25 protein-coding genes are annotated in these 26,325 nt (G+C 59.7%); 9 read left to right on the forward strand and 16 right to left on the reverse strand.

The features are described 5' to 3' along the window. Positions 1-151 precede the first annotated feature (151 nt). On the forward strand, positions 152-571 hold the full coding sequence (locus ACSQ2Z_RS12055) for a DUF4864 domain-containing protein (RefSeq protein WP_436081421.1): 420 nt from the start codon (positions 152-154) through the stop codon (positions 569-571). Positions 572-577: 6 nt separating this feature from the next. Here ACSQ2Z_RS12055 and tgt read toward each other — a convergent pair whose 3' ends face one another. The 5 genes from tgt to coaD all read right to left on the reverse strand — a co-directional run bounded on the left by tgt (position 578) and on the right by coaD (position 4,510). Continuing rightward, on the reverse strand, positions 578-1,717 hold the full coding sequence (tgt, locus tag ACSQ2Z_RS12060; RefSeq protein WP_436081422.1) for a tRNA guanosine(34) transglycosylase Tgt: 1,140 nt from the start codon (positions 1,715-1,717) through the stop codon (positions 578-580). Next, positions 1,714-2,799, reverse strand: coding sequence for a tRNA preQ1(34) S-adenosylmethionine ribosyltransferase-isomerase QueA (gene queA, locus ACSQ2Z_RS12065; RefSeq protein ID WP_436081423.1), 1,086 nt, complete (start codon positions 2,797-2,799; stop codon positions 1,714-1,716). Before queA ends, tgt begins: the two co-directional genes overlap by 4 nt. A gap of 78 nt (positions 2,800-2,877) precedes the next feature. Next, positions 2,878-3,387: a peptidylprolyl isomerase gene (locus ACSQ2Z_RS12070; RefSeq protein ID WP_436081424.1), complete on the reverse strand. Its 510-nt coding sequence runs from the start codon at positions 3,385-3,387 to the stop codon at positions 2,878-2,880. A gap of 27 nt (positions 3,388-3,414) precedes the next feature. Next, positions 3,415-3,984: a peptidylprolyl isomerase gene (locus ACSQ2Z_RS12075; protein ID WP_436081425.1), complete on the reverse strand. Its 570-nt coding sequence runs from the start codon at positions 3,982-3,984 to the stop codon at positions 3,415-3,417. A 31-nt stretch (positions 3,985-4,015) separates the two neighbouring features. After that, positions 4,016-4,510, reverse strand: a complete 495-nt coding sequence (coaD, locus tag ACSQ2Z_RS12080) for a pantetheine-phosphate adenylyltransferase (RefSeq protein WP_436081426.1) — start codon at positions 4,508-4,510, stop codon at positions 4,016-4,018. A 353-nt stretch (positions 4,511-4,863) separates the two neighbouring features. Between coaD and ACSQ2Z_RS12085 the strand changes: the two genes are divergently transcribed. Further along, positions 4,864-5,004: a hypothetical protein gene (locus ACSQ2Z_RS12085; protein WP_436081427.1), complete on the forward strand. Its 141-nt coding sequence runs from the start codon at positions 4,864-4,866 to the stop codon at positions 5,002-5,004. A 122-nt stretch (positions 5,005-5,126) separates the two neighbouring features. On the opposite strand, the gene ACSQ2Z_RS12090 is transcribed toward ACSQ2Z_RS12085, so the two are convergent. From ACSQ2Z_RS12090 to gyrA, 5 genes are all read right to left on the reverse strand, one after another. Next, the gene (locus ACSQ2Z_RS12090; protein WP_436081428.1) at positions 5,127-5,363 is read right to left on the reverse strand and encodes a hypothetical protein; all 237 of its coding nucleotides are present in this window, start codon (positions 5,361-5,363) and stop codon (positions 5,127-5,129) included. Positions 5,364-5,433: 70 nt separating this feature from the next. Further along, complete coding sequence (locus tag ACSQ2Z_RS12095) at positions 5,434-6,510, reverse strand: hypothetical protein (RefSeq protein ID WP_436081429.1); 1,077 nt, start codon at positions 6,508-6,510, stop codon at positions 5,434-5,436. After that, positions 6,510-6,920: a hypothetical protein gene (locus tag ACSQ2Z_RS12100; protein WP_436081430.1), complete on the reverse strand. Its 411-nt coding sequence runs from the start codon at positions 6,918-6,920 to the stop codon at positions 6,510-6,512. Before ACSQ2Z_RS12100 ends, ACSQ2Z_RS12095 begins: the two co-directional genes overlap by 1 nt. 11 nt (positions 6,921-6,931) lie before the next feature. Next, the gene (locus tag ACSQ2Z_RS12105) at positions 6,932-8,425 is read right to left on the reverse strand and encodes an FAD-binding oxidoreductase (protein WP_436081431.1); all 1,494 of its coding nucleotides are present in this window, start codon (positions 8,423-8,425) and stop codon (positions 6,932-6,934) included. 153 nt (positions 8,426-8,578) lie between these two features. Then, positions 8,579-11,353: a DNA gyrase subunit A gene (gyrA, locus tag ACSQ2Z_RS12110; protein WP_436081432.1), complete on the reverse strand. Its 2,775-nt coding sequence runs from the start codon at positions 11,351-11,353 to the stop codon at positions 8,579-8,581. 232 nt (positions 11,354-11,585) lie between these two features. Between gyrA and ACSQ2Z_RS12115 the strand changes: the two genes are divergently transcribed. Continuing rightward, positions 11,586-12,215, forward strand: coding sequence for a MarC family protein (locus ACSQ2Z_RS12115; protein ID WP_436081433.1), 630 nt, complete (start codon positions 11,586-11,588; stop codon positions 12,213-12,215). Positions 12,216-12,224: 9 nt separating this feature from the next. On the opposite strand, the gene ACSQ2Z_RS12120 is transcribed toward ACSQ2Z_RS12115, so the two are convergent. Together ACSQ2Z_RS12120 and ACSQ2Z_RS12125 are read right to left on the reverse strand one after the other, a co-directional pair. After that, on the reverse strand, positions 12,225-12,482 hold the full coding sequence (locus ACSQ2Z_RS12120) for a hypothetical protein (protein ID WP_436081434.1): 258 nt from the start codon (positions 12,480-12,482) through the stop codon (positions 12,225-12,227). A 70-nt stretch (positions 12,483-12,552) separates the two neighbouring features. Beyond that, complete coding sequence (locus tag ACSQ2Z_RS12125; protein WP_436081435.1) at positions 12,553-13,083, reverse strand: single-stranded DNA-binding protein; 531 nt, start codon at positions 13,081-13,083, stop codon at positions 12,553-12,555. 268 nt (positions 13,084-13,351) lie between these two features. Between ACSQ2Z_RS12125 and uvrA the strand changes: the two genes are divergently transcribed. Beyond that, positions 13,352-16,273 carry an excinuclease ABC subunit UvrA gene (uvrA, locus tag ACSQ2Z_RS12130; RefSeq protein WP_436081436.1) on the forward strand — a complete coding sequence of 974 codons (2,922 nt, stop codon included), beginning with the start codon at positions 13,352-13,354 and terminating at the stop codon, positions 16,271-16,273. 23 nt (positions 16,274-16,296) lie between these two features. Then, entirely contained in the window at positions 16,297-17,100 is an 804-nt protein-coding gene (locus tag ACSQ2Z_RS12135; RefSeq protein ID WP_436081437.1) for a DUF72 domain-containing protein, read from the forward strand. On the opposite strand, the gene ACSQ2Z_RS12140 is transcribed toward ACSQ2Z_RS12135, so the two are convergent. Next, positions 17,101-18,579, reverse strand: coding sequence for an NAD(P)H-hydrate dehydratase (locus ACSQ2Z_RS12140; protein WP_436081438.1), 1,479 nt, complete (start codon positions 18,577-18,579; stop codon positions 17,101-17,103). A gap of 337 nt (positions 18,580-18,916) precedes the next feature. Here ACSQ2Z_RS12140 and ACSQ2Z_RS12145 point away from each other — a divergent pair, with 337 nt between their 5' ends. Together ACSQ2Z_RS12145 and glnA are read left to right on the forward strand one after the other, a co-directional pair. Next, entirely contained in the window at positions 18,917-19,255 is a 339-nt protein-coding gene (locus ACSQ2Z_RS12145) for a P-II family nitrogen regulator (protein ID WP_018324798.1), read from the forward strand. A 61-nt stretch (positions 19,256-19,316) separates the two neighbouring features. Further along, entirely contained in the window at positions 19,317-20,726 is a 1,410-nt protein-coding gene (gene glnA, locus ACSQ2Z_RS12150) for a type I glutamate--ammonia ligase (RefSeq protein ID WP_436081439.1), read from the forward strand. A 97-nt stretch (positions 20,727-20,823) separates the two neighbouring features. Here the strand turns inward: glnA and ACSQ2Z_RS12155 are convergent, their stop codons facing one another. Both ACSQ2Z_RS12155 and ACSQ2Z_RS12160 read right to left on the reverse strand, forming a co-directional pair. Next, positions 20,824-21,858 (reverse strand): TAXI family TRAP transporter solute-binding subunit, encoded by a 1,035-nt coding sequence (locus ACSQ2Z_RS12155; RefSeq protein WP_436081440.1) that lies wholly within the window; start codon positions 21,856-21,858, stop codon positions 20,824-20,826. A 49-nt stretch (positions 21,859-21,907) separates the two neighbouring features. Then, positions 21,908-22,954 (reverse strand): hypothetical protein, encoded by a 1,047-nt coding sequence (locus tag ACSQ2Z_RS12160; protein ID WP_436081441.1) that lies wholly within the window; start codon positions 22,952-22,954, stop codon positions 21,908-21,910. 187 nt (positions 22,955-23,141) lie between these two features. Here ACSQ2Z_RS12160 and hspQ point away from each other — a divergent pair, with 187 nt between their 5' ends. Continuing rightward, positions 23,142-23,471 carry a heat shock protein HspQ gene (gene hspQ / locus ACSQ2Z_RS12165; RefSeq protein WP_436083062.1) on the forward strand — a complete coding sequence of 110 codons (330 nt, stop codon included), beginning with the start codon at positions 23,142-23,144 and terminating at the stop codon, positions 23,469-23,471. An 80-nt stretch (positions 23,472-23,551) separates the two neighbouring features. On the opposite strand, the gene ACSQ2Z_RS12170 is transcribed toward hspQ, so the two are convergent. Then, the gene (locus ACSQ2Z_RS12170) at positions 23,552-24,184 is read right to left on the reverse strand and encodes an invasion associated locus B family protein (RefSeq protein WP_436081442.1); all 633 of its coding nucleotides are present in this window, start codon (positions 24,182-24,184) and stop codon (positions 23,552-23,554) included. A 294-nt stretch (positions 24,185-24,478) separates the two neighbouring features. Here ACSQ2Z_RS12170 and ACSQ2Z_RS12175 point away from each other — a divergent pair, with 294 nt between their 5' ends. Then, entirely contained in the window at positions 24,479-26,284 is a 1,806-nt protein-coding gene (locus tag ACSQ2Z_RS12175) for an extracellular solute-binding protein (protein WP_436083063.1), read from the forward strand. The last annotated feature ends 41 nt before the right edge of the window (positions 26,285-26,325 follow it).

Genomic DNA, 26,325 nt, shown 5'->3' on the forward strand with positions numbered 1-26,325 from the left:
CCTGAACCAGGGTTGTCACGAACAGTTTGATGTATTAATTTATATATTCTTGATATATCATTGATATATATCATGTATTTTGCATCGAGACTTGCTTGCTGATTTTCAATGGGCAGAAACCATTTCTGCTCATTTGCAAGGAGACGGGGCAATGATCCGGACGTTCAGAGCCTGCGCATGTGCAATCTTGATGATCTCGGTGTCGTTGGTGCGCGCGGCGGAACCGGTCGATACGGTCCAGTCGATCATCCAGAGCCAGATCGAGGCTTTTCTCAACGACGATGCGGAGACGGCCTATTCCTTCGCCTCGCCGCAGATCAAGGGCAAGTTTCCTGACAAGAACATCTTCTTTGACATGGTGAAGCGCGGTTACGCTCCGGTGTACCGACCGGGCAATTTCGCCTTCGGACGCAGCAAGGTCGAGGGCGATATGGTGGTGCAGGAAGTGCTGATCTCAGGTCCGGATGGCAAGGACTGGACGGCGCTGTATTTCCTCGTCAAGCAGCCGGATGGCAGTTACAAGATCAACGGAGTGCAGATATTGCAGCAGGCGCCCGGCCCCGAAATCTAACCAATCTCAGGCGGCCTGCTTGGCTTCCGCCTCGCCGCGTGCCCAGGCCTCCTTCGTCTCGGCCATGAAATCGGCGTAACGCCCCAGTTCGATCGCCTGGCGGATACCGGCCATGAGGTCCTGATAATAGGATAGGTTGTTCCAGGTCAAAAGCATGCCGCCGAGCGACTCGTTCGAGCGCACCAGATGATGCAGATAGGCGCGCGAATAGTCGCGCGACGCCGGGCAGGAAGACTGCTCATCCAGCGGCCGTCTATCTTCAGCGTGGCGGGCATTGCGCATGTTGATGCGGCCGTGACGGGTGAAGGCCAGGCCATGACGGCCGGAACGGGTCGGCATCACGCAATCGAACATGTCGATGCCTCGCGCGACCGATTTCAGAATATCGTCCGGCGTGCCGACGCCCATCAGGTAACGCGGTTTCTCCACCGGCAGGTAGGGGCAGGTCGTGTCGATCATGTCGAGCATCACCGCCTGCGGTTCGCCAACTGCAAGGCCGCCAATCGCATAGCCCTTGAGATCGAGCCCCGACAACGCGTCCGCGGAGCGTTCGCGCAGCGCGGGAATGTCTCCGCCCTGAACGATGCCGAACATCGCCTTGCCGGGCTGATCGCCAAAGGCGGCCTTGCAGCGTGCGGCCCAGCGGAACGACATTTCCATCGCCCGTTCGATATCCTTCGGCTCCGCCGGCAGACGGACGCATTCGTCGAGTTGCATCTGGATGTCGCTGCCCAGAAGGCCCTGAATCTCGATCGAGCGCTCCGGCGACATATGATGCACCGAGCCGTCGACATGGCTCTTGAAAGTCACGCCCTTCTCGTCGAGCTTGCGCAGGCCGGCCAGCGACATGACCTGGAAGCCGCCCGAATCGGTGAGGATCGGGTAAGGCCAGCGGATCAGCTCATGCAGGCCACCGAGCCTGGCGACACGCTCCGCCCCAGGCCGCAGCATCAGATGATAAGTGTTGCCGAGGATGATGTCGGCGCCGAGATCGCGTACCTGGTCGAGATACATCGCCTTGACCGTGCCGGCCGTGCCGACCGGCATGAAGGCCGGCGTGCGAATGTCGCCACGCGGCATCGATACCGTGCCGCGGCGAGCTTTGCCATCGGTGGCGAGCAGATTGAACTGAAATGTCTCGGTCATGGATTATCCCGGAAAAGCAGGCTGGCATCGCCATAGGAATAGAAGCGGTAGCCGTGGTCGATCGCGTGGGCATAGGCGCGCCGCATCGTCTCAAGGCCGCTGAATGCAGAGACGAGCATGAACAGCGTCGATTTCGGCAGGTGGAAATTGGTCATCAGCATATCGACGGCGCGGAAGCGGTAGCCGGGCGTGATGAAGATGCCGGTCGGGCCAGACCATGACCTGATCCCGCCATTCTCCTCGGCCGCGCTCTCAACCAAACGGAGGGAGGTTGTTCCGACGCAGACGATGCGCCCGCCCCTCGCCTTTACCGCATTCAGCCGCTCTGCCACGTCGGCACCGACATGTCCGATCTCCTCGTGCATGACGTGATCATCCGTGTCATCGACCTTCATCGGCAAAAACGTACCCGCGCCCACATGGAGCGTGACGAAGTGGCGCTCGATACCCATGGCATCCAAAGCGGCGAAAAGCCGGTCGGTGAAATGCAAACCTGCGGTTGGGGCTGCGACGGCGCCCTGCTCGCGCGCATAGACCGTCTGGTAATCGGTGCGGTCCTTTTCGTCCTCCGGGCGCTTGGAAGCAATATAGGGCGGCAATGGGATATGACCAACAGCCAGGATCGCTTCATCAAGCGCCGGTCCGCACAGGTCGAAACGCAGCATCACCTCGCCCGCCTCGCCTTTTTCCTCGACGGTTGCATCGAGCGAGCCCATCAGGCAAGTGCTCGAGCCGTGACCGAATTCGATGCGGTCGCCAGGCTTCAAGCGTTTGGCGGGCCTGGCAAAGGCTTTCCAGCAGTCGGGTGCCGCGCGCATGTGCAAGGTTAGCGACACTTCGGTTACGATGCCCCCGCCGCGCCGGCGCAGGCCTTCGAGCTGCGCCGGGATGACCTTCGTATCGTTGAACACCAGTGCGTCGCCGGGGCGCAGGAAGGACGGCAGATCCAAAACGCCGTGATCGGAAAGCGGCTCTTGCCGTTGCGGCCGGACGACGAGCATACGTGCGCTGTCGCGCGGGCTTGCAGGCCTCAGCGCAATGTTTTCCTCGGGGAGATCGAAATCGAACAGGTCGACGCGCATCAACAGTCTTCTTTAAACGGCAAACCCGCCCCGGCGCCCTGTTCGGGCGATCCGGGACGGGTTGTTGATTAGCCCAGATCAGGCGTTGGCGGCAAGTTTCATCGAAACAATGCTGTCGGGATCCTTGACCGGCTCGCCGCGCTTGATGTTGTCGATATTTTCCATGCCGGAGATCACCTGGCCCCAGACCGAATACTGCTTGTTGAGCCAGGGGCTGTCGGCAAAGCAGATGAAGAACTGCGAGTTGGCCGAGTTCGGCATCTGGCTGCGGGCCATGGAGCAGGTACCGCGGACATGGCTCGTATTGGAGAATTCAGCCTTCAGGTCCGGCTTGGAAGAGCCGCCCATGCCGGCGCGAGCCGGGTTGAACTGCTCGCCGCCCTTCTTGCCGAACTGCACGTCGCCGGTCTGCGCCATGAAGTCGTCGATGACGCGGTGGAATACTACGCCATCATAGGCACCTTCGGCGCACAGTTCCTTGATGCGGTTGACGTGGCCCGGCGCCAGGTCCGGCAGAAGCTGGATGACGACCTGCCCCTTGGTGGTTTCCATGATGATGGTGTTTTCCGGATCCTTGATCTCGGTCATGGCATTTCTCCTTGTTGGAACTTAAGTTTACTTGCCGACCTTGACGCTGATCATGCGGTCGGGATCGATGACGGAACCGTTGTTGGCTTCGTCGCCCATCTTGATCTTGTCGACGTTCGCCATGCCTTCGACGACCTGACCGACGACCGTGTACTGGCCGTTCAGGAAGGAGCCGGGTGCGAACATGATGAAGAACTGCGAATTGGCGGAGTTCGGATCCTGGCTGCGGGCCATGCCGACCGTGCCGCGCTCAAAGGGGACCTGCGAAAACTCGGCCTCGACATCCGGCTTGGAGGAACCGCCCATGCCGGCCATATCCGGCTTGAAGTCCTTGTCCATGTTGCCATACTGGACATCGCCGGTCTGGGCCATGAAGCCGGGGATCACGCGGTGGAAGGCGACATTATTGTATTCGCCGGCCTCCGCCAGTTCCTTGATGCGTGCAACGTGCTTTGGCGCGACATCGGGCAAAAGTTCGATCACGACCGGGCCGTCTTTCAGCTGGATCGTGATGTATTCCTTGGCCTGGGCAAGGGCATTGCCGGTCAAGGAAGCAAGAGCAACTGCGCCTGCGAAAGCGAGGTGGAGGATTTTCATGATAGCTCCCGTGAAAATTGATTGGACCGCGTCAGGACTTGCGCTTGGCGCCGAGCGCTTGGTAAACGGCCTTGGGCACAAAGGCGCTGACATCGCCACCCATCGCCGCGATTTGGCGGACCAATGTGGCAGTAATGGGCCGCGATGCCGTTCCGGCCGGTAGAAACAGGGTTTGGATGTCGGGCGCCATCTGCCGGTTCATGCCCGCCATCTGCATTTCATAGTCGAGATCGGTGCCGTCGCGCAGACCGCGAACCAGAAGCGAGGCGCCATGCTGTCGCGCCGCGTCGACCACCAGATTGTCGAAGGAGACGATCGAGATATCGCCGGCTCTCTCGGGAAGAAACTCGCTCAGCGACTGACGGATGAGTTCTGCCCGTTCCTCGAACGAAAACAGCGACGTCTTGCCGGGATGGATACCGATTGCGACGATCACCTTCGGTGCCACGTTCAGCGACTGGACCAACACGTCAAGATGGCCGTTGGTCATGGGATCGAAGGAGCCGGGATAAAAAGCAGTGGTCATCGCGTCTGTTTCCGTTTCGAAGCCTTTTGTCACGGACCGTGGGCAATCGCAAGGGAGCCCTTCGCTGCGGTTGCGTGTTCCCCCGGAAACAGCGGTCGGGCCGAATGAGTTCTAAATGAATGTAACGTTCAAGGCAGAGAGAAGTGAGTATTTGAAGAAACACGAATGGAACTTTTTTGGAGAAGCGCCGTTACTCAAGTGAAAGGATCACGTCCATGGCACTTATTCTACTTCTTTCGATGATCATGTTTTTCGCCATGCTTTTTGCAACTGCAAACGCAATCAGAAGCGAGGTGCGTAACGAACGCGCTGATTTCTTGCGCCACCGTCTCGTAAAATAAGAAAGTTTCGCCATGACGATCACAATGATGCTCCTATCCGCAATCGTCAGTCTTGTGTTCCTCGTCGATTTTGCCCGGACCATTCTCGATCTTCAGCGCGATCGGGTTGCGATGAAGGACAGCAGCCAGAATGCCGGCGGCTTCAGCGTTTGACGAGCCGCCAGACAGTCGAAAGTTTTATCCCCGATAACAGCAGCCACCTCCAGTGTCGCTGAATTGAAAACCGGACGGTTCCCCTGCCAGTCCGGTTTTTCTTTGCCCTGTTTGGGGTTGGATTAGTTCCACCCGCGATAGCTGAGGCAGCCGCTGCTTCTCGCTGGAAAAACCAAAGGAAAGCCTGCCGCGTAGAGGCTGCCGACATAACCCGCCCGGTCGCTGGCAAGGACGGCAAAATAGCTGTTCCATTTCAGGATGGTGATGCCCACCGGCAGCTGCCCGGCGGCAAGGTGGAGATCCGGAAACAGCACCAGCGCGCCAGGCGCTTGTTCGGTCACGCGAAACACTGCCGCCATCGCAACATACCAGAAAAGGACGATGGCAATCGCTGTGGCGACGAACCTGGCAGCCCTAGTAATCGCAGCCCTAATAATCAAAGACGTGTTCCACGCCCGGATCGGCCAAGGGGACGTTTCGCAGCAGGTTCGCCAGTTCGTTTACCTTGAGCGCCACCAACAATCGGCTGCCGTCAAAACCGTCCCGTCGGACGCGGGCAATGACCGTGCTCGGCAGGCCGGTCAGCGGCTGGTCAGGTTTTTCGGTGACGGAGACCATGATATCGTCGTTGCCGGCGATCTCGCGGATCGCGCCGCCTTTCTGCGCGATCGCGACCAGTATCTTGGTGAACAGATCGTAGCGCGGCGTTTGTATTTCGACATCGCCGCCGTTTTCACCGATCACTTTCAGCCCGGGGATATTCGTCAGCTCGCTTGGGTCCAAGCCGCTGACAACGCTGCGGATTTCAAGCTGCGCCGCGCCGGTGGTTCCGGCAACGGCATTGGCAATCATTCCAGCGTAGAGCGTCTTTGCCCACCACTCGGTTCCGAGCGCAAACCGGCGCTCCCAGCCCCGCACGGGATCGGTCTGCGGTGCCTCTTCGAGCTTCCTGATCTGGCTCTCGAACGGATATTTGTACCACGGGGTCTGACGCAAGAATTCGGCGTAGTCCACTGCCATTCCGGCAGCCACCTGATCCTGGGGGGTTTTCTTCTCACCGCGCAGCATCGCCGTCAGGCGGCCGATCGTTTCCTCGTAAGCCGCCTTGAGCGCCATTTCGAGCGTGAAGCTGACGCCGATCGTGTGGATCGTCATGCGCGTCGCGGAATCGGCGCCGCCGTGCGCATCGGCAACCTTCGTCAGAGCGCAAGCCGACGTCCAGAAGCCCTTGACGCTTGAGACATAGTCGAACGCGTATTCATCGCCGGTCTTCAGCGTTTGCGCCAACCCGTCATAGGCATAGACGATGTGCCATTCCGGATAGGTCAGGAAGGTATTGGCTTCGCGCCGGTAAAAGGCCGCATCCTTGATCAGCGGCGTGTAAGGCTCTTCCGTCCTGTCGTCATGACAGAAAGCCTCGATATAGGCGACGGGACTGAGAAGCAGCAGGATCACCAGCAGGACCGCCGCGAGGCTCCACTTGAGGAGGCTCCAAGCCGCACGCATCAGGCCGCCACCTCCTTGCCGAACGCAAGGGCAGAGAACACGGCGAACCCTCCCAGGGCCAGATGTGGCAGGTTGGCGAGAATCTTGAAGCCGAAGGGCAGATCCTGAATGCCATAGTTGATGATGCCGAGGTCAAGATAACCGGAGCCGGTGATCAGGCCGAGCAAGCCGTCGCCAAAGTAGAGAATACCGAAATAGAGAAGAAAGCTGCGCGCCGCCCGGCTTGAAAGCCACGCAGCGATTGCAGCCCAGGCGGCGGACGCGACATGCAGGCTATCATCAAAGATATCGAGAGCGAAAATGCCGAACGCCCTACCCTGATCGTCGGTCAATCCGGGGATGTAGTTTAGCGACGCGGCGCCGAGAAGCGCGATGGCGTAGAAGGCGGCGATGATACGCAGTTTCCCCACAAGGGATCCTTTCATAATCTGGCGAGATAGGCGTCCCACAAATGATTGCGGAAAAGAAGGCCCTTGTCGAATTCGCGCTTGCTCGCTGCAAAGGAAGCGGTGCGCGGATAGGCGCGAACGAACTGATCGACCGACGCATGCGGACGATAAGGCAGATAGTAGGTGCCGCCGATGGCGAGCACCCGTTCGATCAGTTCCTTCGTCATGCGGGCCATGTCCGCCTCCCCCCGCACGGTTTTCTCCTGCGAAAACAGCATGACGGCTGCGATACGTGGCTCGGTCGCGTAGGCCAGCACGCTGTCACGGTCGGTATCGACGTAGCGCAGCGTGACATTCAGCAATTGCTGGAAGGAGGCCGGGATGACCTCGCGACACAGCGCCACGAACTCGGCAAACCGGGACGGTGCCACGAAATACTCGTGGAGGATGTCGGAGCGTAGCGGGTCGAGATCGTCAAGGGTGACGACGGGCTCGTTCATCAAGCTGTTGCGCGTCGATGCCCCGGCAATCGCCGGGCCGAGCGAGGTCTCGGTCCACCAGCGCATATGTTTCATTCCGTCCGAACCGACCTGCCGGCGGAAGACTTCGCGGGAGACGCGGCTGACGAAGCCTGAACCGGTTGCGGCGGGCAGGTCTGACTGGTCAATACCCGGCCGGTAGGTAATCAGCAGGCCGTCCTCGAAGAACCGGTCGAGCGAAACATCCAGGCGACCGTAGGCCATCTGGATTGACGGGTCGGAAACCAGCACCTCGGCAAACCGCCTGCCAAGATCGGCGCCAAAAACGCGTTCGAAACGGGGTTCAAGGCGGCTGTTCGGTACCATGTCGAGTTCGAGCTCGGTGATCACGCCGAAAAGGCCGTAGCCGCCCATGGCATGCCGGAAGAGTTCGGCATTCTCGTTTCGAGAGCATGTCACATGCGTTCCGTCCGAGAGCAGCATCTTCAGCGAACGCACGGTAGAGCCGCAACCGCTGAAGCGCACGGGCCAGCCATGCGCATTGACGCTATAGGTGCTGGCAACGCCGAAATCGTTGTTCGACTGCATCACGGCCGGCGAAAAGCCGATCGCATCAAGCCTCGCAATGACGGTTGACCAGCGCGTACCGGCGGCAACCCGGTAGGTCTTGGATGCCGGGTCGGTTTCCAGCCATTGCTGATCCAAGGTCAACACCGAGCCGTTTTTTGCAAGGCTTTGGCCACCCATGGAATGGCGGGCGGCACTGGCAATGAACGGACGGCCGGCACTTTGCGCCTCGGCCATCAGCGCCCGGATGTTTTCGACCGCCTTACCCCTCGGGTCAGCGGTGACGATCATGTGCTTTGCAACCGGGGTCGGCGACAACTCACTGGCGTCGTTGAGGAGAATGGCCCCGTTATCGGCCTGCCCTTCCGCGGGAAAAACCGGACCTGTGGCGCTTATCGGAGCAAGAAGGGTGCGCCCGGCATAAAGCCCGATGCCCGCGGAGACCCCAGCCAACAGCGCGCGCCGCGTCAATCGCCCCATGAATTCCCCGCCCCTTGCACCGATTACCCATATGGGAATCACGTCGGTAACGGTGCGGCAACAGGATGAATTCGTGGACGAAGAAATGCAATGGCAAAGAAAAACCGGGCGACAGGATCGCCCGGTTTTCATCTTGGCAGTATCGAAGAACCGTTATTCGTTGGTTGCGGCTGGCGGCTCGGCCTCCGGCACCTGCGCGGCGATCTCGTCTTCCTCGTCGGATTCCGGTTCGCTGATGCGCTCGACCGAAACCACCTTCTCGTCCTTGGCCGTCGAGAAGATCGTCACACCCTTGGTTGCGCGGCTGGCGAGGCGGATGCCGCCCACCGGCACGCGGATCAGCTGGCCGCCATCCGACACCAGCATGATCTGGTCGTTGTCTTCGACCGGGAAGGCCGCAACGAGTTCGCCGATTTCGCCCGTTTTCGAGGTGTCCGTGGCGCGGATGCCTTTGCCACCGCGGCCGGAAGTTCGGAAGTCGTAAGTGGACGACCGCTTGCCGAAGCCCTTGACCGAGACCGTCAGCACGAACTGTTCGCGCGACTTCAGTTCCTCGTAACGGGCCTCGTCGAGCTGGCCGTCTTCGGCCACCTCTTCGCCGACCAGTGCGATTTCCTCATCCTCGCCTGTCACTGCCCGGCGTTCAGCCGCGGCGCGCTTCAGATAGGCAGCGCGTTCCCACGGCTCCGCATCGACATGGCCGACGACGGTCATCGAGATGATCCTGTCGTTTTCACCGAGCGAGATGCCTCGGACGCCGATCGAGTTGCGGCCCGTAAAGACACGCACGTCATCGACCGGGAAGCGGATGCACTGGCCGAGAGCCGTCGTCAGAAGGACGTCGTCCCGATCGGTGCAGGTCTCGACGGAGAGGATTTCATCGCCCTCTTCCTCGAGCTTCATGGCGATCTTGCCGTTGCGGTTGACCTGGACGAAATCCGACAGCTTGTTGCGCCGGACCGTTCCGCGGGTGGTCGAGAACATCACGTCGAGGTTTTCCCACGTGCTCTCGTCCTCGGGCAGCGGCATGATCGTCGTGATGCGTTCGCCGGCCTCGAGCGGCAGCATGTTGACCAGCGCCTTGCCGCGCGATTGCGGCGTGCCGATCGGCAGACGCCAGACCTTCTCCTTGTAGACGATGCCACGCGAGGAGAAGAACAGGATCGGTGTGTGCGTGTTGGCGACGAAAAGCCTCGTCACGAAATCCTCGTCGCGTGTCGCCATGCCGGAGCGGCCCTTGCCGCCGCGGCGCTGCGCCCGGTAGGTCGTCAGCGGCACCCGCTTGATATAGCCGAGATGGGACACGGTGATGACCATGTCTTCCTGGGCGATCAGGTCCTCGTCGTCCATGTCCGGACCGCCTTCGACGATCTCGGTGCGGCGCGGCGTGCCGAACTCGTCGCGCACGGCAGCGAGCTCGTCCTTGACGATGGTCATGATACGGATACGCGACGACAGGATGTCGAGATAATCGCTGATCTCAGTGCCGATCTTGTTGAGTTCATCGCCGATTTCGTCACGGCCAAGCGCCGTCAGTCGGGCGAGACGCAGTTCGAGGATCGCCCTCGCCTGCTCTTCCGACAGGTTGTAGGTGAGGTCCTCGTTGATGCGGTGACGCGGATCGTCGATCAACCGGATCAGGCTCTCGACATCGGCTGCCGGCCAGCGGCGCGTCATCAACTGTTCACGGGCCGTCTGCGGGTCCGGCGCCTCCCGGATCAGCTTGATGATCTCGTCGATGTTGGCGACCGCGATGGCGAGACCGACCAACACATGCGCCCGCTCGCGCGCCTTGCGCAGCAGGTACTTCGTGCGCCGGCTGATGACTTCCTCGCGGAAGGCGACGAAAGCGCGCAGCATGTCGAGCAGAGTCATCTGCTCCGGCTTGCCGCCGTTCAACGCCACCATGTTGCAGCCGAAGGAGGTCTGCAGCGGCGTGTAGCGATAGAGCTGGTTGAGGATGACCTCGGCATTGGCGTCGCGCTTCAGTTCGACAACAACGCGGTAGCCCTGACGGTCGGATTCGTCGCGCAGGTCGGAAATACCCTCGATGCGCTTGTCCTTGACCAGTTCGGCCATCTTCTCGATCATCGTCGCCTTGTTCACCTGGTAGGGAACTTCGGTGATGATGATCTGTTCGCGGTCGCCGCGCATCGGCTCGATCGTGGCGCGGCCGCGCATGATGACCGAGCCGCGCCCCGTCTCATAGGCCGAGCGGATGCCGGAACGGCCGAGGATGAAGGCAGCGGTCGGGAAGTCCGGTCCGGGAATGATCTCCATCAGCTGCGGCAGCTCGAGTGCCGGATCGTCGATCAGCGCAATGCAGCCGTTGATGACTTCGACCAGATTGTGCGGCGGGATGTTGGTCGCCATGCCGACGGCGATGCCGCCTGCGCCGTTGACCAGAAGGTTCGGGAACTTGGCCGGAACGACAGCGGGTTCGCTCAACGTGCCGTCGTAGTTGTCGCGGAAATCAACCGTTTCCTTGTCGAGATCGTCGAGCAACGCATGCGCCGCCTTCTGCAACCGGCATTCCGTATAGCGTTCGGCCGCCGGCGGATCGCCGTCGATGGAGCCAAAGTTGCCCTGTCCGTCGATCAGTGGCAGGCGCAACGACCAGGGTTGGGCCATGCGCGCCAGGGCGTCGTAGATCGCCGAGTTGCCGTGCGGATGAAATTTACCCATCACGTCGCCAGTGACGCGGGCGCATTTGACGTATTTCTTGTTCCAGTCGATGCCGAGTTCACTCATCCCGAAAAGGATGCGGCGGTGAACCGGCTTCAGACCATCGCGGACATCGGGAAGAGCGCGGCTGACGATGACGCTCATGGCGTAATCGAGATACGACCGCTGCATTTCCTCCATGATGGAAATAGGCTCGATGCCTGGTGGATTCTTGCCGCCGCCGGGTGTGGTTTGTTCAGTCAATTTCGATCACGATCTTTGTTCAGAATCAGACAGATTTTTATAGCCGAATGCATTGGCGAGCGCCAATTTCGGGGCCGGGTTTTGAACAGCCTTTTAGGCTCTTCGGCGCTATGGATGGCATTTGCAAGGCAAAAGCGACAGAACGGCCTGATACTGCCCTTTCCTTCATCGATCCGGTCGCCTAACAATCCATGAGACGGCATCATAAACAAGGCCGCGACGGGGAAATCGGATGTCACACATCGACCTTCTGATCAATGCGCTGACCACCATCCTGGTCACCATCGATCCGCCCGGCCTGGCGCCGATTTTTCTCAGCCTGACGACGGGCATGAACCGCCAGGAACGGTTCCTTGTGGCACGCCGCGGCACTTTGATCGCCTTCTTCATTCTCTCGGCCTTCGCCCTGTTCGGCAATGGCATCCTGGGGCTGCTCGGCATTTCGATCGGCGCCTTTCGGATCGCCGGCGGCCTCTTACTCTTCTGGATCGCCTTCGAGATGATCTTCGAGAAACGAAACGAGCGGAAGGAAAAGACCGGCGAAGCGGCCATCACCCGCGACCACATCCACAACATCGCGGTGTTTCCGCTGGCACTGCCGCTGATCGCCGGTCCAGGCGCGATCTCTGCGACGATCCTGTTGTCCGGATCGCTTTCCACCACGATCGACCGGGCTCAACTGATCCTTGTGATCGCCTTCTGCCTGGCCATCCTGTTTGCCGCCCTGGTCATCGCCGAACGCATCGACCGCTTCCTCGGGGTCACCGGCCGCGCCATCCTGACCCGGTTGCTCGGCGTCATTCTGGCGGCGCTGGCCGTGCAGTTTGTCGTCGACGGCATAAAGTCGGCCTTGGGACCCTGACAGGCGGACTTATCGGGTCGCCTTCAATATGCGTTTCCACAACGTTCCGCCTAGATAACGGTTGAAGACGACGAAATAGGCAATCATCAATGCAAACAACACAATCGCCGGAAAGCCGCTAAGCTGGAAACCGTTGTCTGTCCGTCCTCCAAGCACCGACGCCACCAGAAACCCGCCAACGAAAAACACCGTCAGCAGGTCCAGGAAAAAGGCCAGGATGATCCGCCATGATGCTGGCGCCGATTTGATGGTCTTTTCTTCACTCATGTCAGCAACTACGCCCGTTGTTTTAGCATCCCGTGAGAACCGCGTGGGGGGAGCATGCCCCCAGGCTTACTCAGAATGGAATATCGTCGTCCATGTCGCGCGAAAAATTTCCGCCGCCGCTGGAGCGGCCCGAAGGTGCCGACGCCGGACGATCGTAGTCATCGCCGTAGTTGCTGGAGCTTGCGCCGCCGGGATTGCCGCCACTGTAATCCGAACCGCCACGGCCTGCCCCTGCACCACCGCCCTCGCCACGCCCGTCGAGCATCGTCAGCGTCGAATTGAAGCCCTGCAGCACCACTTCCGTGGAATAGCGGTCTTGGCCATCCTTGTCCTGCCATTTGCGGGTCTGCAGCGCGCCTTCTATATAAACCTTGGCACCCTTCTTCAGATACTGCTCCGCAATCTTGCAGAGGGGCTCGCTGAAGATCACCACGCGGTGCCATTCGGTCTTTTCCTTGCGCTCGCCGGAATTGCGGTCGCGCCAGGTTTCCGACGTCGCGATGTTCAGGTTGGCGATCGGCCGGCCGTCCTGCGTGCGCCGGATTTCCGGGTCCGCCCCGAGGTTCCCGATCAAAATCACCTTGTTGACACTACCCGCCATCTTGCTTTTCCTGTTATCCCGCCCGGCCTTGCAGCCCGGCCACCAAAATTCTAAGCGCGCATCTTAGCGGCTGCCAGCCCACCATACGCCCCTTTGCACCGCGTCATCCACAAAAGATTTCAAAGTTTGTTCTTTATTTGTTCTAGTAAATTCGTAATATCCTGTCAACCGACTCGGGAAAGCCGGCCTGTTTTTCGCATTGCGTCTCGACATGCGCTATGCCGTACTTAAATAGGAGCTTTCAATTGGACTTACAAAGCTGGACACGATGAGCGAACTCAAGACCATTTCCATCCGCGGGGCGCGCGAGCACAATCTGAAGGGCATTGACCTTGACCTGCCGCGCAACAAGCTGATCGTCATGACCGGCCTCTCCGGATCCGGGAAATCGTCCCTCGCCTTCGACACGATTTACGCGGAGGGCCAGCGCCGCTATGTCGAAAGCCTTTCGGCCTATGCCCGCCAGTTCCTCGAGATGATGCAGAAGCCGGATGTCGACCAGATCGACGGACTATCTCCGGCAATCTCGATCGAGCAGAAGACGACCTCACGCAATCCGCGCTCGACGGTCGGTACGGTCACCGAAATCTACGACTACATGCGCCTCCTGTTTGCCCGCGTCGGCGTGCCCTATTCGCCAGCCACCGGCTTGCCGATCGAAAGCCAGACGGTCAGCCAGATGGTCGACCGTGTCATCGATTTCGGTGAGGGAACACGGCTCTATATATTGGCGCCGATCGTGCGCGGCCGCAAAGGCGAGTATAAGAAAGAGCTCGCCGAACTGATGAAGAAGGGCTTCCAGCGCGTCAAGATCGACGGGCAGTTCTACGAGATCGCCGAGGCACCGACGCTCGACAAGAAATACAAGCACGACATCGACGTCGTCGTCGACCGCGTCGTCGTGCGCCCGGACCTCACGGCGCGCCTGGCCGACAGTCTCGAAACCTGCCTGACGCTTGCCGATGGCCTGGCCATCGCCGAATTCGCCGACAAGCCGCTTCCGCCGGAAGAGACGGCCGCAGGCGGCTCTGCCAACAAATCGCTGAACGAGACGCATGAGCGTGTCCTCTTTTCCGAAAAATTCGCCTGCCCCGTATCCGGATTCACCATTTCGGAAATCGAGCCGCGGCTGTTCTCGTTCAACAATCCCTTCGGCGCCTGCCCGACCTGCGACGGTCTTGGCAGCCAGCAAAAGATCGACGAGGCGCTGATCGTGCCTGAACCCCACCGGACGCTGAAGAACGGCGCCATCGCGCCCTGGGCCAAGTCCTCGTCGCCCTACTACAATCAGACACTCGAGGCCCTCGGCAAGGCGTTTGGCTTCAAGCTGTCAAGCAAATGGAGCGATCTGTCCGACGAAGCCCGGCATGCGATTCTGCAAGGCACCGAGGAAAAGATCAGCTTCCACTATGAGGACGGCGCACGGTCCTACAACACCACCAAGACCTTCGAAGGTATCGTGCCCAATCTGGAGCGGCGCTGGAAGGAGACCGACAGCGCCTGGGCGCGCGAGGAAATCGAACGCTATATGTCGGCCGCCCCATGCCCGGCCTGCAACGGTTTCCGCCTGAAACCGGAAGCGTTGGCGGTCAAGATCGACAAGCTGCATATCGGCGAGGTGACCGACATGTCGATCCGCGTTGCCCGCGACTGGTTCGAGGCTTTGCCGGGCCACATGAATGCCAAGCAGAACGAGATCGCTGTCCGGATTCTGAAGGAAATCCGCGAGCGGCTGCGCTTCCTCAACGATGTCGGCCTGGAATATCTCAGCCTCTCGCGCAATTCCGGCACGCTGTCGGGCGGCGAAAGCCAGCGTATCCGGCTGGCCTCGCAGATCGGATCCGGCTTGACCGGCGTGCTTTACGTGCTCGACGAGCCGTCGATCGGCCTGCATCAGCGCGACAATGCCCGGCTGCTCGAGACGCTCCGGCATCTTCGCGACATCGGCAATACGGTGATCGTCGTCGAGCATGACGAGGATGCGATCCTGACCTCGGACTATGTCGTCGATATCGGACCTGCCGCCGGTATCCACGGCGGCGAGGTCGTCGCGCAAGGCGCGCCATCCGACATCATCGCCAATCCGAACTCGCTTACCGGAAAATATCTTTCCGGCGAGCTTTCGGTCGCCGTGCCGTCCGAACGACGCAAGCTGAAGAAGAAAAAGGAAATCACGATCATCGGCGCCCGCGCCAACAATCTGAAGAACATCACCGCCTCGATCCCGCTCAGCATCTTTACGGCGGTCACCGGCGTATCGGGCGGCGGCAAGTCGACTTTCCTGATCGAGACGCTCTACAAGGCGGCCGCGCGCCGCATCATGGGCGCGCGGGAAAATCCGGCCGAACACGACCGGATCGAGGGTTTCGAGCACATCGACAAGGTGATCGACATCGATCAATCGCCGATCGGCCGCACGCCCCGCTCGAACCCGGCGACCTATACCGGCGCCTTCACCCCGATGCGCGATTGGTTTGCCGGCCTGCCGGAGGCGAAGGCGCGCGGCTACCAGCCCGGCCGTTTCTCCTTCAACGTCAAGGGCGGCCGCTGCGAGGCCTGCCAGGGTGACGGCGTCATCAAGATCGAGATGCACTTCCTGCCGGATGTCTATGTCACCTGCGACGTCTGTCACGGCAAGCGCTACAATCGCGAGACGCTCGACGTGCATTTCAAGGGCAAATCGATCGCCGATGTGCTCGACATGACGGTCGAGGAAGGCGTCGAGTTCTTCGCCGCCGTTCCGGCCGTGCGCGACAAGCTGATCACGCTCAACCAGGTCGGCCTCGGCTACATCAAGGTCGGTCAGCAGGCCAACACGCTCTCAGGCGGCGAGGCGCAGCGCGTCAAGCTTGCCAAGGAGCTGTCGAAGCGCTCGACCGGGCGCACGCTCTACATCCTCGATGAACCGACAACTGGCTTGCATTTCCATGATGTAGCCAAGCTTCTTGAAGTTCTGCATGAACTCGTCAACCAGGGCAATTCAGTCGTCGTCATCGAGCACAATCTGGAAGTCATCAAGACTGCCGACTGGGTGATCGATTTCGGTCCCGAAGGCGGCGACGGCGGCGGCGAGGTCATTGCGGCGGGAACGCCAGAGGACATCGTCAAGGAAAAGCGGTCTCACACCGGCGCCTTCCTGAAGGAACTCTTGGAGAGGCGACCGATCCGCAAGGCGGAAGCGGCGGAGTAAGAGACCACGCGAGGGGAGACAGCATGACAAAATCAGGCACAATCCGCTGCGGTATCGGCGGCTGGACGTTCGATCCGTGGGAGGGGACGTTCTACCCCGATACTCTCTCGAAGAAGAGGCAACTGGAATATGCCAGCCGGCAGTTGAAGGTCATCGAGGTCAACGGCACCTATTACAGCTCGCAGAAGCCGGAAACCTTTGCCAAATGGGCATCGGAGGTTCCGGATGATTTCGTCTTCTCGTTGAAGGCGAGCCGCTTTGCCACCAACAAGAAGGTGCTGGCCGAGGCGGGTGATTCGATCAGCAGATTTCTGGGCCAAGGACTAAGCGAACTCGGTTCGCATCTCGGCCCGATTCTCTGGCAATTCATGCCGACGAAAAAATTCGACGCAGATGACTTCGGTGCCTTCCTCGCGCTGCTGCCTGAGAAGCAGGATGGCTTGGCGCTGCGGCACGTCGTCGAGGTGCGCCATCCGTCCTTCCGCACGCCGGAGTTCATCGCGCTTTTGGCGAAACATAACGTGGCCGTGGTCTGCGCCGATCACGCCGACTACCCGATGATCGCCGATGTCACCTCGGACTTCGTCTATGCGCGTCTGCAGACGGGTAGCGATGATGTCGAGACCTGCTATGACGAAAAGCGGCTTGATCTGTGGGCCGATCGACTGAAGACTTGGGCGTCGGGCGGTATGGTGGATGACCTTGAACTTGGCGATCCCGCGCACAAGCCTGAAAAGAAACCGCGCGATGTCTTTGCGTTCTTCATCACCGAGGGCAAGGTCAACGCGCCGAACGGCGCCCGGGCGCTGCAGAAGCGCGTCGACTGATCAGGCCGGCAGCGGCTCGATTGCCGTAGCGAGATCTTCCGCCGTCAGTCCCTCTCCCGCTTTCGCGCCGGCTCGTCCGTGACGCCAGACACCGGCGGCGGCGGCCTCGAAGGCTGGCACGCCCTGCGCCAGATGCGCGCCGATGATACCGGCGAGTGTGTCTCCCGATCCTGCGGTCGCCAGCCACGGCGGCGCATTGGTGTTGATTGCGGCGTGGCCGTCGGGCGCGGCGATCACCGTGTCTGCGCCCTTGTAGACGACGACGCTATGACTGCGTTTGGCGGCAGCGATGGCGCGGTCGACCTTAGAAAGGGCCTTGTCGGCCTCGATATCTGGAAACAGCCGGGCGAACTCGCCGTCATGCGGAGTCATGACGAGGCGCGTTTCACCTTTGGCGTAGGCCTTGAAAAGCGATGCCGGATCGTCCCTGAAAGCGGTGATGCCATCGGCGTCGAGCACCAGTTTTTGCCCACCAAGCATCAAAGCGTACCGACGCGCCCTCTGCAGATCGCCAAATCCCGGGCCGAGTACGAAGGCGCCAATGCGTTTATCGGCAAGCCAACGCGAGAGGTCGTCTTCGCCCTCGATCTGTTTCAACATCACCGCCGTCAGGTGAGACGCATTGGTATGCACGGCCGCGGCGGGCGAAGCGATCGTTACCAATCCGGCGCCCGCCCTCAATCCGGCAATCGCCGACAGGCGTGCGGCGCCACTCGAAAGCGGGCCGCCCGAAAAAACAGCTAGGTGCCCGCGTTTGAATTTATGCGCGGCAGAATCCAGGGCAAATGCGTGCTCCCGCCAGAGATGCGGGCCGTTTTCGCATAGCATCCCAGAACGCGCGAACAGGGTGCGTTCGGGAATGCCGATGTCGAACACTTCCAGCGTGCCGCAAAGCATCCGCCCGGGCATCAGCAAGTGCCCCGGCTTACGGGCCGCGAACGTGACCGTGTGACGGGCATGGAAACTTGCGCCGAGCACCTGACCGCTGCGGCCATCGACGCCGGAGGGCAGATCAACCGCAATGACCGGAAGGTCAAGCGTCGCCACTGCCCGCATCACACCTGCCGCTTCCGGCGGCACGGTGCGCGAAAGGCCTGCTCCGAACAATGCATCGACGACGACGTCTCCGGCAATCGGACGATATTCCGCAAGCGGCTTCACCGCCGCTCCTGACGCCGCGTAGGCGCGGGCCGCGTCGCCTTTCAAGGCCGCCGGATCGCCCAGGGCATGGACTTCGAGATCGGCGCTGCTGTCGCGCAACGCGGCGGCGGCGATATAGCCATCGCCGCCATTGTTGCCGGGGCCGCAGAGGACAACAAACCGCAAGGCACCGGGATAAAGGCGCAAAGCGGCAGCTGAAACGGATGTTCCAGCGGATGTCATCAGACTGAAACTGTCGATCCCAGAGCGCGCTGCGTCGGCATCAATCGCGGTCATTTCCGCAGGCGTGACGATGGTGTGATTTTTATCGATTGACATCGCATCAAAATGCCCTGCCACAGGGGCACTCGCAAGCTCAAAACGCGGACACCTGATGTCTATTTTTTATGCATTTGCACATATTTAACCCCCAAATGTGACACTTAATAAAGCTCGAAGCACTACGCGACGCCGGCAATCGTTGTTCCCACACAAAAATTCATAAAAAATAGGCAAATGGCGCTGTTTATTCTGAAGAAACGGCTATGATCGTCTCCGTTGGAGGAGTTTTCATCCAAAATGGCATCGCATTTGCCATATCTGGCATGTAAAATGCATATTGAGGGCCAGCGGGCATGAGCCTGCGATAACGGGAGAAGCGGAGAGACATTTTCTCATGAAAAAGATCGAAGCGATCATAAAGCCTTTCAAGCTTGACGAAGTGAAGGAAGCCCTTCAGGAGGTTGGCCTGCAGGGTATCACCGTCACGGAAGCGAAGGGCTTTGGACGCCAGAAGGGCCATACGGAACTTTACCGTGGGGCAGAATACGTTGTTGATTTTCTCCCGAAGGTGAAAGTCGAAGTCGTGCTGGCAGACGAGAACGCGGAGGCCGTAATCGAGGCCATTCGAAACGCCGCCCAGACCGGGCGTATTGGCGATGGAAAGATTTTCGTTTCCAATATCGAAGAGGTCATCCGAATCCGCACCGGTGAGACGGGCATCGACGCCATCTAATCCGCCTGGCCGTTCGGTCCGGGCTACTACCTCGTCATCTCTAGAGAGGGACTTTCAAAACATGACGACTGCAAATGATATCCTCAAGCAAATCAAGGATAACGACGTCAAGTTCGTGGATTTGCGCTTCACAGACCCCAAGGGCAAGCTGCAGCACGTAACGATGGACGTATCCTGTGTTGACGAGGACATGTTCGCCGACGGCGTAATGTTCGACGGCTCGTCGATCGGCGGCTGGAAGGCGATCAACGAGTCTGACATGGTGCTGATGCCGGATCCGGCAACCGTGCACATGGACCCTTTCTTCGCGCAGTCGACGATGGTCATCGTCTGCGACATTCTCGATCCGGTCTCCGGTGAAGCCTACAACCGCGACCCGCGCGGCATCGCCAAGAAGGCAGAGGCCTATCTCAAGGCGTCCGGCATCGGCGATACTGTGTTCGTTGGCCCTGAACCGGAATTCTTCGTCTTCGACGACGTGAAATACAAGGCTGACCCGTACAATACAGGCTTCAAGCTCGATTCCTCCGAACTGCCCTCGAATGACGACACCGATTACGAGACCGGCAACCTTGGCCACCGTCCGCGCGTCAAGGGCGGCTATTTCCCGGTTCCGCCGGTTGACAGCTGCCAGGACATGCGCTCGGAAATGCTGACCGTGATGGCCGAAATGGGTGTCACCGTCGAAAAGCAGCACCACGAAGTGGCCGCCGCCCAGCACGAGCTCGGCGTCAAGTTCGACACGCTGGTGCGCAACGCCGACAAGATCCAGATCTACAAGTACGTCGTGCATCAGGTCGCCAATGCCTATGGCAAGACGGCAACCTTCATGCCGAAGCCGATCTTCGGCGACAACGGCTCGGGCATGCATGTGCATCAGTCGATCTGGAAGGACGGCAAGCCGGCCTTCGCCGGCGACGAATATGCCGGCCTGTCGGAAACCTGCCTCTTTTACATCGGCGGCATCATCAAGCACGCCAAGGCGATCAACGCCTTCACCAACCCGACGACAAACTCCTACAAGCGTTTGGTGCCGGGTTATGAAGCGCCGGTATTGCTCGCCTATTCGGCCCGCAACCGCTCGGCCTCGTGCCGGATTCCGTTCGGTACCGGTCCGAAATCGAAGCGCGTCGAAGTTCGCTTCCCCGACCCGCTGGCAAACCCCTATCTCGGCTTTGCCGCCATGCTGATGGCCGGTCTCGACGGCATCAAGAACAAGATCCATCCGGGCAAGGCCATGGACAAGGATCTCTACGACCTGCCACCGAAGGAACTGAAGAAGATCCCGACTGTCTGCGGCTCGTTGCGCGAAGCGCTGGAAAACCTTGACAAGGACCGCAAGTTCCTCACTGCCGGCGGCGTCTTCGACGACGACCAGATCGATGCCTATATCGAACTGAAGATGGTCGAAGTCATGCGTTTCGAAATGACCCCGCATCCGGTCGAATTCGACATGTACTACTCGGCCTGAAAGCCGGTTCCGGCCCCCCGTGAGAGCGGGTCCGGCTCAAACAGAAGGCCGGTCTCGCGAGAGGCCGGCCTTTTCAATTCCTGTAGTTTGAACAGGGCTATTGTTTTTTCAGGCGCTGCTTCAGGAGGTTGAGATACTCCTCGTTCCCGTCCGGCTGCTGGGTTTCAGCTTCCGGTGCCTTGCATGCCGGCTTGTAGTCGAGCGCCATGCCCGTCTTGACGCAGAGGCCAACCTGCCAGCCGGGCGGCAAGGCGGTCAGATCGACATCTTTCCATTTCGGATGTCCCGTCGCTTGCAGCTTGTCGAGATTGTTGAGAATAAGGCTAGAAAACTCCGACACCGCCTTGCAACTTTCGCGCTGATAGGCGTTTCGCTTGACGTCATAGTCATAGGTCATCATCACAGCCTTGACGGCGATCAGATCGACCGGCTGCTTCTGGAAGGCATAGGTCCCGGCATCGATGCGGGAGGCGGTATAAGTTGCGAGCAGCGGCGCCTCGGTGATCGGCAAAAGATGGAACTTGGCGCCGTCGATCGGATTGTTCTTGAACAGCGCAGCAGGAGCACCCGCGACATAGAAGAAGGCGTCGATCTCGCCAGCCAGCAGTTTCGGCAGAGCCGCATCCGGATTGAGCGGTACACGTTCACCGGTCTTCACCTGCAAAATGTCGAGAATGAGCGAGGACGTGAGGAAAGTGCCACTATCCTTGACGCCGACGGCGACCTTCTTGCCGTCCAAGTCCTTCATATCCTTGATATCGACCCGCGCGAGAACGTGGATTTCCTCGTTGTAGAGCGGGAACATGATGCGCACGCCGCGCGCCGCCTGTTGGACTTCGGGATCGTTTGCCTCGAAGGTTTTCAAGTATTCGAGCACGTCGCTCTGGACGATGCCGAACTGGGTGTTCTTGCGATTTCTGACGCCGACAAAGTTTTCCAGCGAACCGGCGGATTGCTGGACGTTCAGCGTCAGCCCACAACTCTTGCCGAGTGCTGCAACATCGCGCCCGATCTGGATATAGGTGCCCTGTGGGCCGCCGGTCATGATGTTCTTTTCAAACTCGGCCGCCGACGCCGGATTGAATGAAAAAGCCGCAACTATCGCGGCGGCAACAGAGGCCAGTCGAAACACCTTTTTTCCTCTCCCGAAAACCGCTTGCCTTTGGCAAGCGGTGCATATGTCAACAATCGCTTTTGAAAGCACGCACAAGGTTGCGCATCAGGACAAGCGGCACCTTGTCAAAGACGCTTTCCAAAGCATCCGTCACACAGGCGCCAGCGATCAGCTTGTCCTTCAGCTGCCGCGTCTTTTCCTCGTCCAGAAGGCCAAGGCCGCGGGTCGCACCGATGACGTTCTCGACCAGCAGGCTGTCACGTGGCGTCAAAGCGGCGGCGGATTTGGCCTCGACCGTACTCGGCATATCGGTGGCCAATGGTGTATCTGCGGGTTTTCCGGTTGAATCCTTGGCAACAGCTGCGGCGGCGGCTTGATCGGCAAGCTGCTTTTCCAACGCCGCCACTTTTCTGCGCTCCTCGCCGAGGCTTTGCTCCAATGTCTCAATCTGGACATCACGCGCCAGATCAAGCGCGGACTTGAAGGTGGGCGGCGTCTTTTCCACTTCCGCCTGCTTTTGCTCCAGCGCCTTGCGTGCAGCGACAGCGTCGGCCACGGCCCGTTCCACAGCCGAGCGCAGGCTGGTTATCTGCTTGTTCAAGGCCAGCTTGTCGGCGGCAAGACTTTCGGCCTGTTTTTTTGCCCCGTCGGCCTCTGATTTCACGGCGCTCAACTCGGCATTGATTTTGGCGATCGTCGCGGTGAAATCGTCGGCGGCAGACGTCGCCGCCGCCTTTTCCGTCGAAAGCAGTTTTTCGAGCGTGGAAATATCCGCATCGCGCTTGTCAAGCAGCCGATTGAGCTTCGGCACTTCGTTGAGTTTCAGGTCTGCATATTCCTGCTCAAGCTCTCCGGCCCAGTTGCCGGAATTCTTGCGGAATTCGGCCAGATCGCCGGTGGCCTTGTCTCTCTCGGCGGTCACATTACCCAACTGGTCGGCCAGCGAACCTGCCTGTACCTTCAACTCGGCGATTTCCGTCTGCATGGCCTGGCGGGTGAACCAGAAATAGCTGCCGGCGGCGATGAGCACCACACACAAAATGGCCGGCAGCAGCAAGCCGGACGAACTGCCGCTGCGCGTCACCTGGCTGTTTCTGCCCCATTGATTGCTCATGCCCTATCCGCCACGGAAAACTCCCCTTCAAGTGAGGTACGACGAATTTCAGGGGGAGGCAAGCACAGCAGCCTGCACGCCTGTCGCCCCTCCTCGCCTACCACCGACCGGCAATGGGCTCTTGGACCTTACCTATTGATGTTTGTTGAAAAACCACCACATATTCCAGGGAAAGGAACCTATCATGATGAAACAAAGAGACGCAAAATTTCAGATTGGACAGGTTGTTCGCCACCGTGTGTTTCCGTTCCGCGGCGTTATCTTCGACGTTGACCCGGAATACGCTAACACCGAGGAATGGTGGAATGCGATTCCCGCTGAAGTCCGTCCGAGCAAGGATCAGCCGTTTTACCATCTGCTCGCAGAGAATGATGAAGCGGAATATGTGGCCTATGTTTCCGAACAGAACCTCGTTTCGGACGACAGCGGAAGGCCCATGCGCCATTCGCAGGTGAACACTTTCTTCGACCAGCAGGGTGTCGGCCAATATAAGCCGAAGGCTGTCGTTCAGCACTGACGGCAGCCAGCCTCGCTGGATTCGGCCTGAAACAAAAAAGCCCGGACGAAAGTCCGGGCCTTTTTTGTATCGCGTTGCGATCAGTTCTGCTTGGCCGCCTTTTGGGCTTCTTCGAGCTTCTTGCGAGCGTCTTCCGCCTTCTTCTGCATCTCTTCCTGCAGCAGGCGCTGGCGCTCCTGCAGCTTCGACTGCTCGATCGGCTCGCCGTCGAACACGCCGGTAAAGCCATTAAGCGAAATCTTGATCGGGTTCGGCGCGCGCTGGAAGTTGACCGAGGTGAACACGACTTCGCCGCCCTTTTTTAGGTTGGCGAGCACGGCGTCGCTCAGCGGAACTTCTGCGATGCACTTGTCCGGCATGCAGATGGCATAGTCGAGCTTGACACCCTTGCCACCATCGATCTGCATCTGGATGCCCGGCGGGATGAGGCGCGCGGAGGGAACCGAAACCTGCATCACCTTGCGTTCCACCTTGCCGCGAACGCTGATAAGGCCGACGGCGGTGATCAACTGTCCGTTGTTGGCCGACAGGAGGTTCTGCACGATGCAGACATCGTTGTCTTCCTGCTTGGTGCACACCTTGAACCAGCCCTGGGGCGGACGGCCGGCGGCCTGTTCCTGCGCGAAGGACGCGGCAGGCATCGCAGCAACGGCGACAGCGCCGGCAAACGCCGAAAGTGCGGCCTTTTTGGTGAAGTTCGACTTGAAGATCATAACGATATCCGTCTCCTGAATTCCGGTGTCTCTAGCGGTCTCGCGCCGCGCGTCATCTATGGTCAGCCGCCCGCTCTCCTGTTGGGCAAATAAGGCAATTGCATGACCCTCGTCTCCGGCAACACCTGTTACAGTGAGCGGGCACGGATATCCAGTCTTTCCTCGTTTTTTTTACGATCGGCCGTGGGGCGGCGCCAGGTTTTTTAAAGTATCTGGCGGTTGGAAATACCGGTCAACGTGCTAGTTTGCCGTGATTCATACAGTAGACGACAGCAGGAGGCGGGCTTGCGCGCATTGTTCTTAGGGTTGATTTCGCTCATTGCCGCGTTCGGCACAGGCGTCGCGGCAAAGGCAGAACCAGTCCACGGCATCGCCATGCACGGGCAGCCCGCCCTGCCCGCCGACTTCAAGAGTTTCCCCTATGTCAAACCAGACGTGAAAAAGGGCGGCCGTGTGGCCTATGGCGTCGTCGGCACGTTCGACAATCTCAATCCCTTCATCCTGAAGAGCATGCGCACCACTGCACGCGGCATGCTCGACCCGGAATACGGCAATCTCGTCTATGATTCGCTGATGCAGCGTTCCCGCGACGAAGCCTTTTCGCTTTACGGTCTGCTTGCCGAAACCGTCGAGTGGGACGACGATCGTAGCTTCATCCAGTTCAACCTGAATCCGAAAGCCAAATGGGCCGATGGTCAGCCAGTGACGCCAGAAGACGTCATCTTCACCTTCGAACTGTTTCGCGACAAGGGCCGCGTTCCGTTCAGCACGCGGCTGGCGAAGGTCGAAAAAATGGAAAAGGTCGGCGACCGCAGTGTCCGTTTCACTTTCAACGACGACGCCGACCGCGAATTTCCGTTGTTGATCGCCATGACGCCGATCCTGCCGAAGCACGCGACGGATGTGGCAACCTTCGACCAGACGTCGCTCAAATTTCCCCTCGGCTCCGGACCATACCGTGTGGCGGAGGTAAAGCCCGGCGAGCGGATCGTCTACAAACGCAATCCAGACTACTGGGCAAAGGATCTGCCCAGCAAGGTCGGCTTCGACAACTATGACGAAATTTCCGTCGAATATTTTCTCCAGGACAATTCGCTGTTCGAGGCATTCAAGAAGGGTGTAGTCGATATCTATCCGGAAGGTAGCCCGACCAAATGGACGCGCAGCTACAATTTCCCGGCGGTCCAGTCGGGCGACGTGATCAAGGATACGTTCACGCCGAAGACGCCATCCGGCATGCTCGGCTTCGTCTTCAACACCCGCCGGCCGATGTTCGAGAACATCAAGCTGCGTCAGGGGCTGGCCCTCGTCTTCGATTTCGAATGGGTCAACAAGAACCTGTTCGACAACGCCTATACCCGCACGCAGAGCTTCTGGCAGAACTCGACCCTGTCCTATCTCGGCGTCCCGGCGGATGATCGTGAACTCGGCCTGATGGGCGACATCCGCAACCGAATCAATCCGGCCATACTCGACGGGACTTACCGCCTGCCCGTCACCGATGCCTCCGGCCGCGATCGCAATGTGCTTCGAGAAGCCGTAACGCTGCTGCGCGAAGCCGGCTACAGCATCAAGGATGGCAAGATGATCAACGAGAAGGGCGAGCCGCTCGCCTTCGAGATCATGACCCAGAACGAGGGCCAGGAAAAACTGGCGCTTGCCTACCAGCGCTTCCTCGCAGCCCTCGGCATCACCGCGTCGGTCCGTACCGTCGACGATTCGTCGTACCAGCAGCGCAGCCAGTCTTTCGACTATGACGTGATCATCAAGTCGTTCCCGTCGACGCTTTCGCCCGGTATCGAGCAGGTCGGCCGCTGGTCTTCCGAATCACGCGACCGTCAAGGCAGCGAAAACTTCGCCGGTGCCGCAGATAAGGACGTCGACCGGTTAATCAGCAATATCCTCCAAGCCAAGACGACGGAGGATTTCGTCGCCGCCGTTCGGGCTCACGACCGGCTGCTGATCAACAATTCGTATCTCGTGCCACTGTACCATGTCGCCGCGCAATGGGTGGCTCGCCACAAGCGCATCGGCCGCCCGAGCGTGGTGCCGCTTTATGGCTATCAGCTGCCGGTCTGGTGGGACGAAACTGTGCAGTGATGCAGATTTGAGGCCGGTATACTTTTGGTAACGCATTGAAA

It is taken from the genome of Pararhizobium sp. LjRoot235 (genome assembly GCF_964254145.1).
Lineage (GTDB): Bacteria > Pseudomonadota > Alphaproteobacteria > Rhizobiales > Rhizobiaceae > Pararhizobium.

Excerpts from the sequence above, each read along its gene's own strand:
- ACSQ2Z_RS12055 (WP_436081421.1), top strand. The coding sequence starts at position 152 with ATGATCCGGACGTTCAGAGCCTGCGCATGTGCAATCTTGATGATCTCG.
- tgt (WP_436081422.1), bottom strand. The coding sequence starts at position 1,717 with ATGACCGAGACATTTCAGTTCAATCTGCTCGCCACCGATGGCAAAGCT.
- queA (WP_436081423.1), bottom strand. The coding sequence starts at position 2,799 with ATGCGCGTCGACCTGTTCGATTTCGATCTCCCCGAGGAAAACATTGCG.
- ACSQ2Z_RS12070 (WP_436081424.1), bottom strand. The coding sequence starts at position 3,387 with ATGACCGAGATCAAGGATCCGGAAAACACCATCATCATGGAAACCACC.
- ACSQ2Z_RS12075 (WP_436081425.1), bottom strand. The coding sequence starts at position 3,984 with ATGAAAATCCTCCACCTCGCTTTCGCAGGCGCAGTTGCTCTTGCTTCC.
- coaD (WP_436081426.1), bottom strand. The coding sequence starts at position 4,510 with ATGACCACTGCTTTTTATCCCGGCTCCTTCGATCCCATGACCAACGGC.
- ACSQ2Z_RS12085 (WP_436081427.1), top strand. The coding sequence starts at position 4,864 with ATGACGATCACAATGATGCTCCTATCCGCAATCGTCAGTCTTGTGTTC.
- ACSQ2Z_RS12090 (WP_436081428.1), bottom strand. The coding sequence starts at position 5,363 with ATGGCGGCAGTGTTTCGCGTGACCGAACAAGCGCCTGGCGCGCTGGTG.
- ACSQ2Z_RS12095 (WP_436081429.1), bottom strand. The coding sequence starts at position 6,510 with ATGCGTGCGGCTTGGAGCCTCCTCAAGTGGAGCCTCGCGGCGGTCCTG.
- ACSQ2Z_RS12105 (WP_436081431.1), bottom strand. The coding sequence starts at position 8,425 with ATGGGGCGATTGACGCGGCGCGCGCTGTTGGCTGGGGTCTCCGCGGGC.
- ACSQ2Z_RS12115 (WP_436081433.1), top strand. The coding sequence starts at position 11,586 with ATGTCACACATCGACCTTCTGATCAATGCGCTGACCACCATCCTGGTC.
- ACSQ2Z_RS12120 (WP_436081434.1), bottom strand. The coding sequence starts at position 12,482 with ATGAGTGAAGAAAAGACCATCAAATCGGCGCCAGCATCATGGCGGATC.
- ACSQ2Z_RS12125 (WP_436081435.1), bottom strand. The coding sequence starts at position 13,083 with ATGGCGGGTAGTGTCAACAAGGTGATTTTGATCGGGAACCTCGGGGCG.
- uvrA (WP_436081436.1), top strand. The coding sequence starts at position 13,352 with ATGAGCGAACTCAAGACCATTTCCATCCGCGGGGCGCGCGAGCACAAT.
- ACSQ2Z_RS12135 (WP_436081437.1), top strand. The coding sequence starts at position 16,297 with ATGACAAAATCAGGCACAATCCGCTGCGGTATCGGCGGCTGGACGTTC.
- ACSQ2Z_RS12140 (WP_436081438.1), bottom strand. The coding sequence starts at position 18,579 with ATGTCAATCGATAAAAATCACACCATCGTCACGCCTGCGGAAATGACC.
- ACSQ2Z_RS12145 (WP_018324798.1), top strand. The coding sequence starts at position 18,917 with ATGAAAAAGATCGAAGCGATCATAAAGCCTTTCAAGCTTGACGAAGTG.
- glnA (WP_436081439.1), top strand. The coding sequence starts at position 19,317 with ATGACGACTGCAAATGATATCCTCAAGCAAATCAAGGATAACGACGTC.
- ACSQ2Z_RS12160 (WP_436081441.1), bottom strand. The coding sequence starts at position 22,954 with ATGAGCAATCAATGGGGCAGAAACAGCCAGGTGACGCGCAGCGGCAGT.
- hspQ (WP_436083062.1), top strand. The coding sequence starts at position 23,142 with ATGAAACAAAGAGACGCAAAATTTCAGATTGGACAGGTTGTTCGCCAC.
- ACSQ2Z_RS12170 (WP_436081442.1), bottom strand. The coding sequence starts at position 24,184 with ATGATCTTCAAGTCGAACTTCACCAAAAAGGCCGCACTTTCGGCGTTT.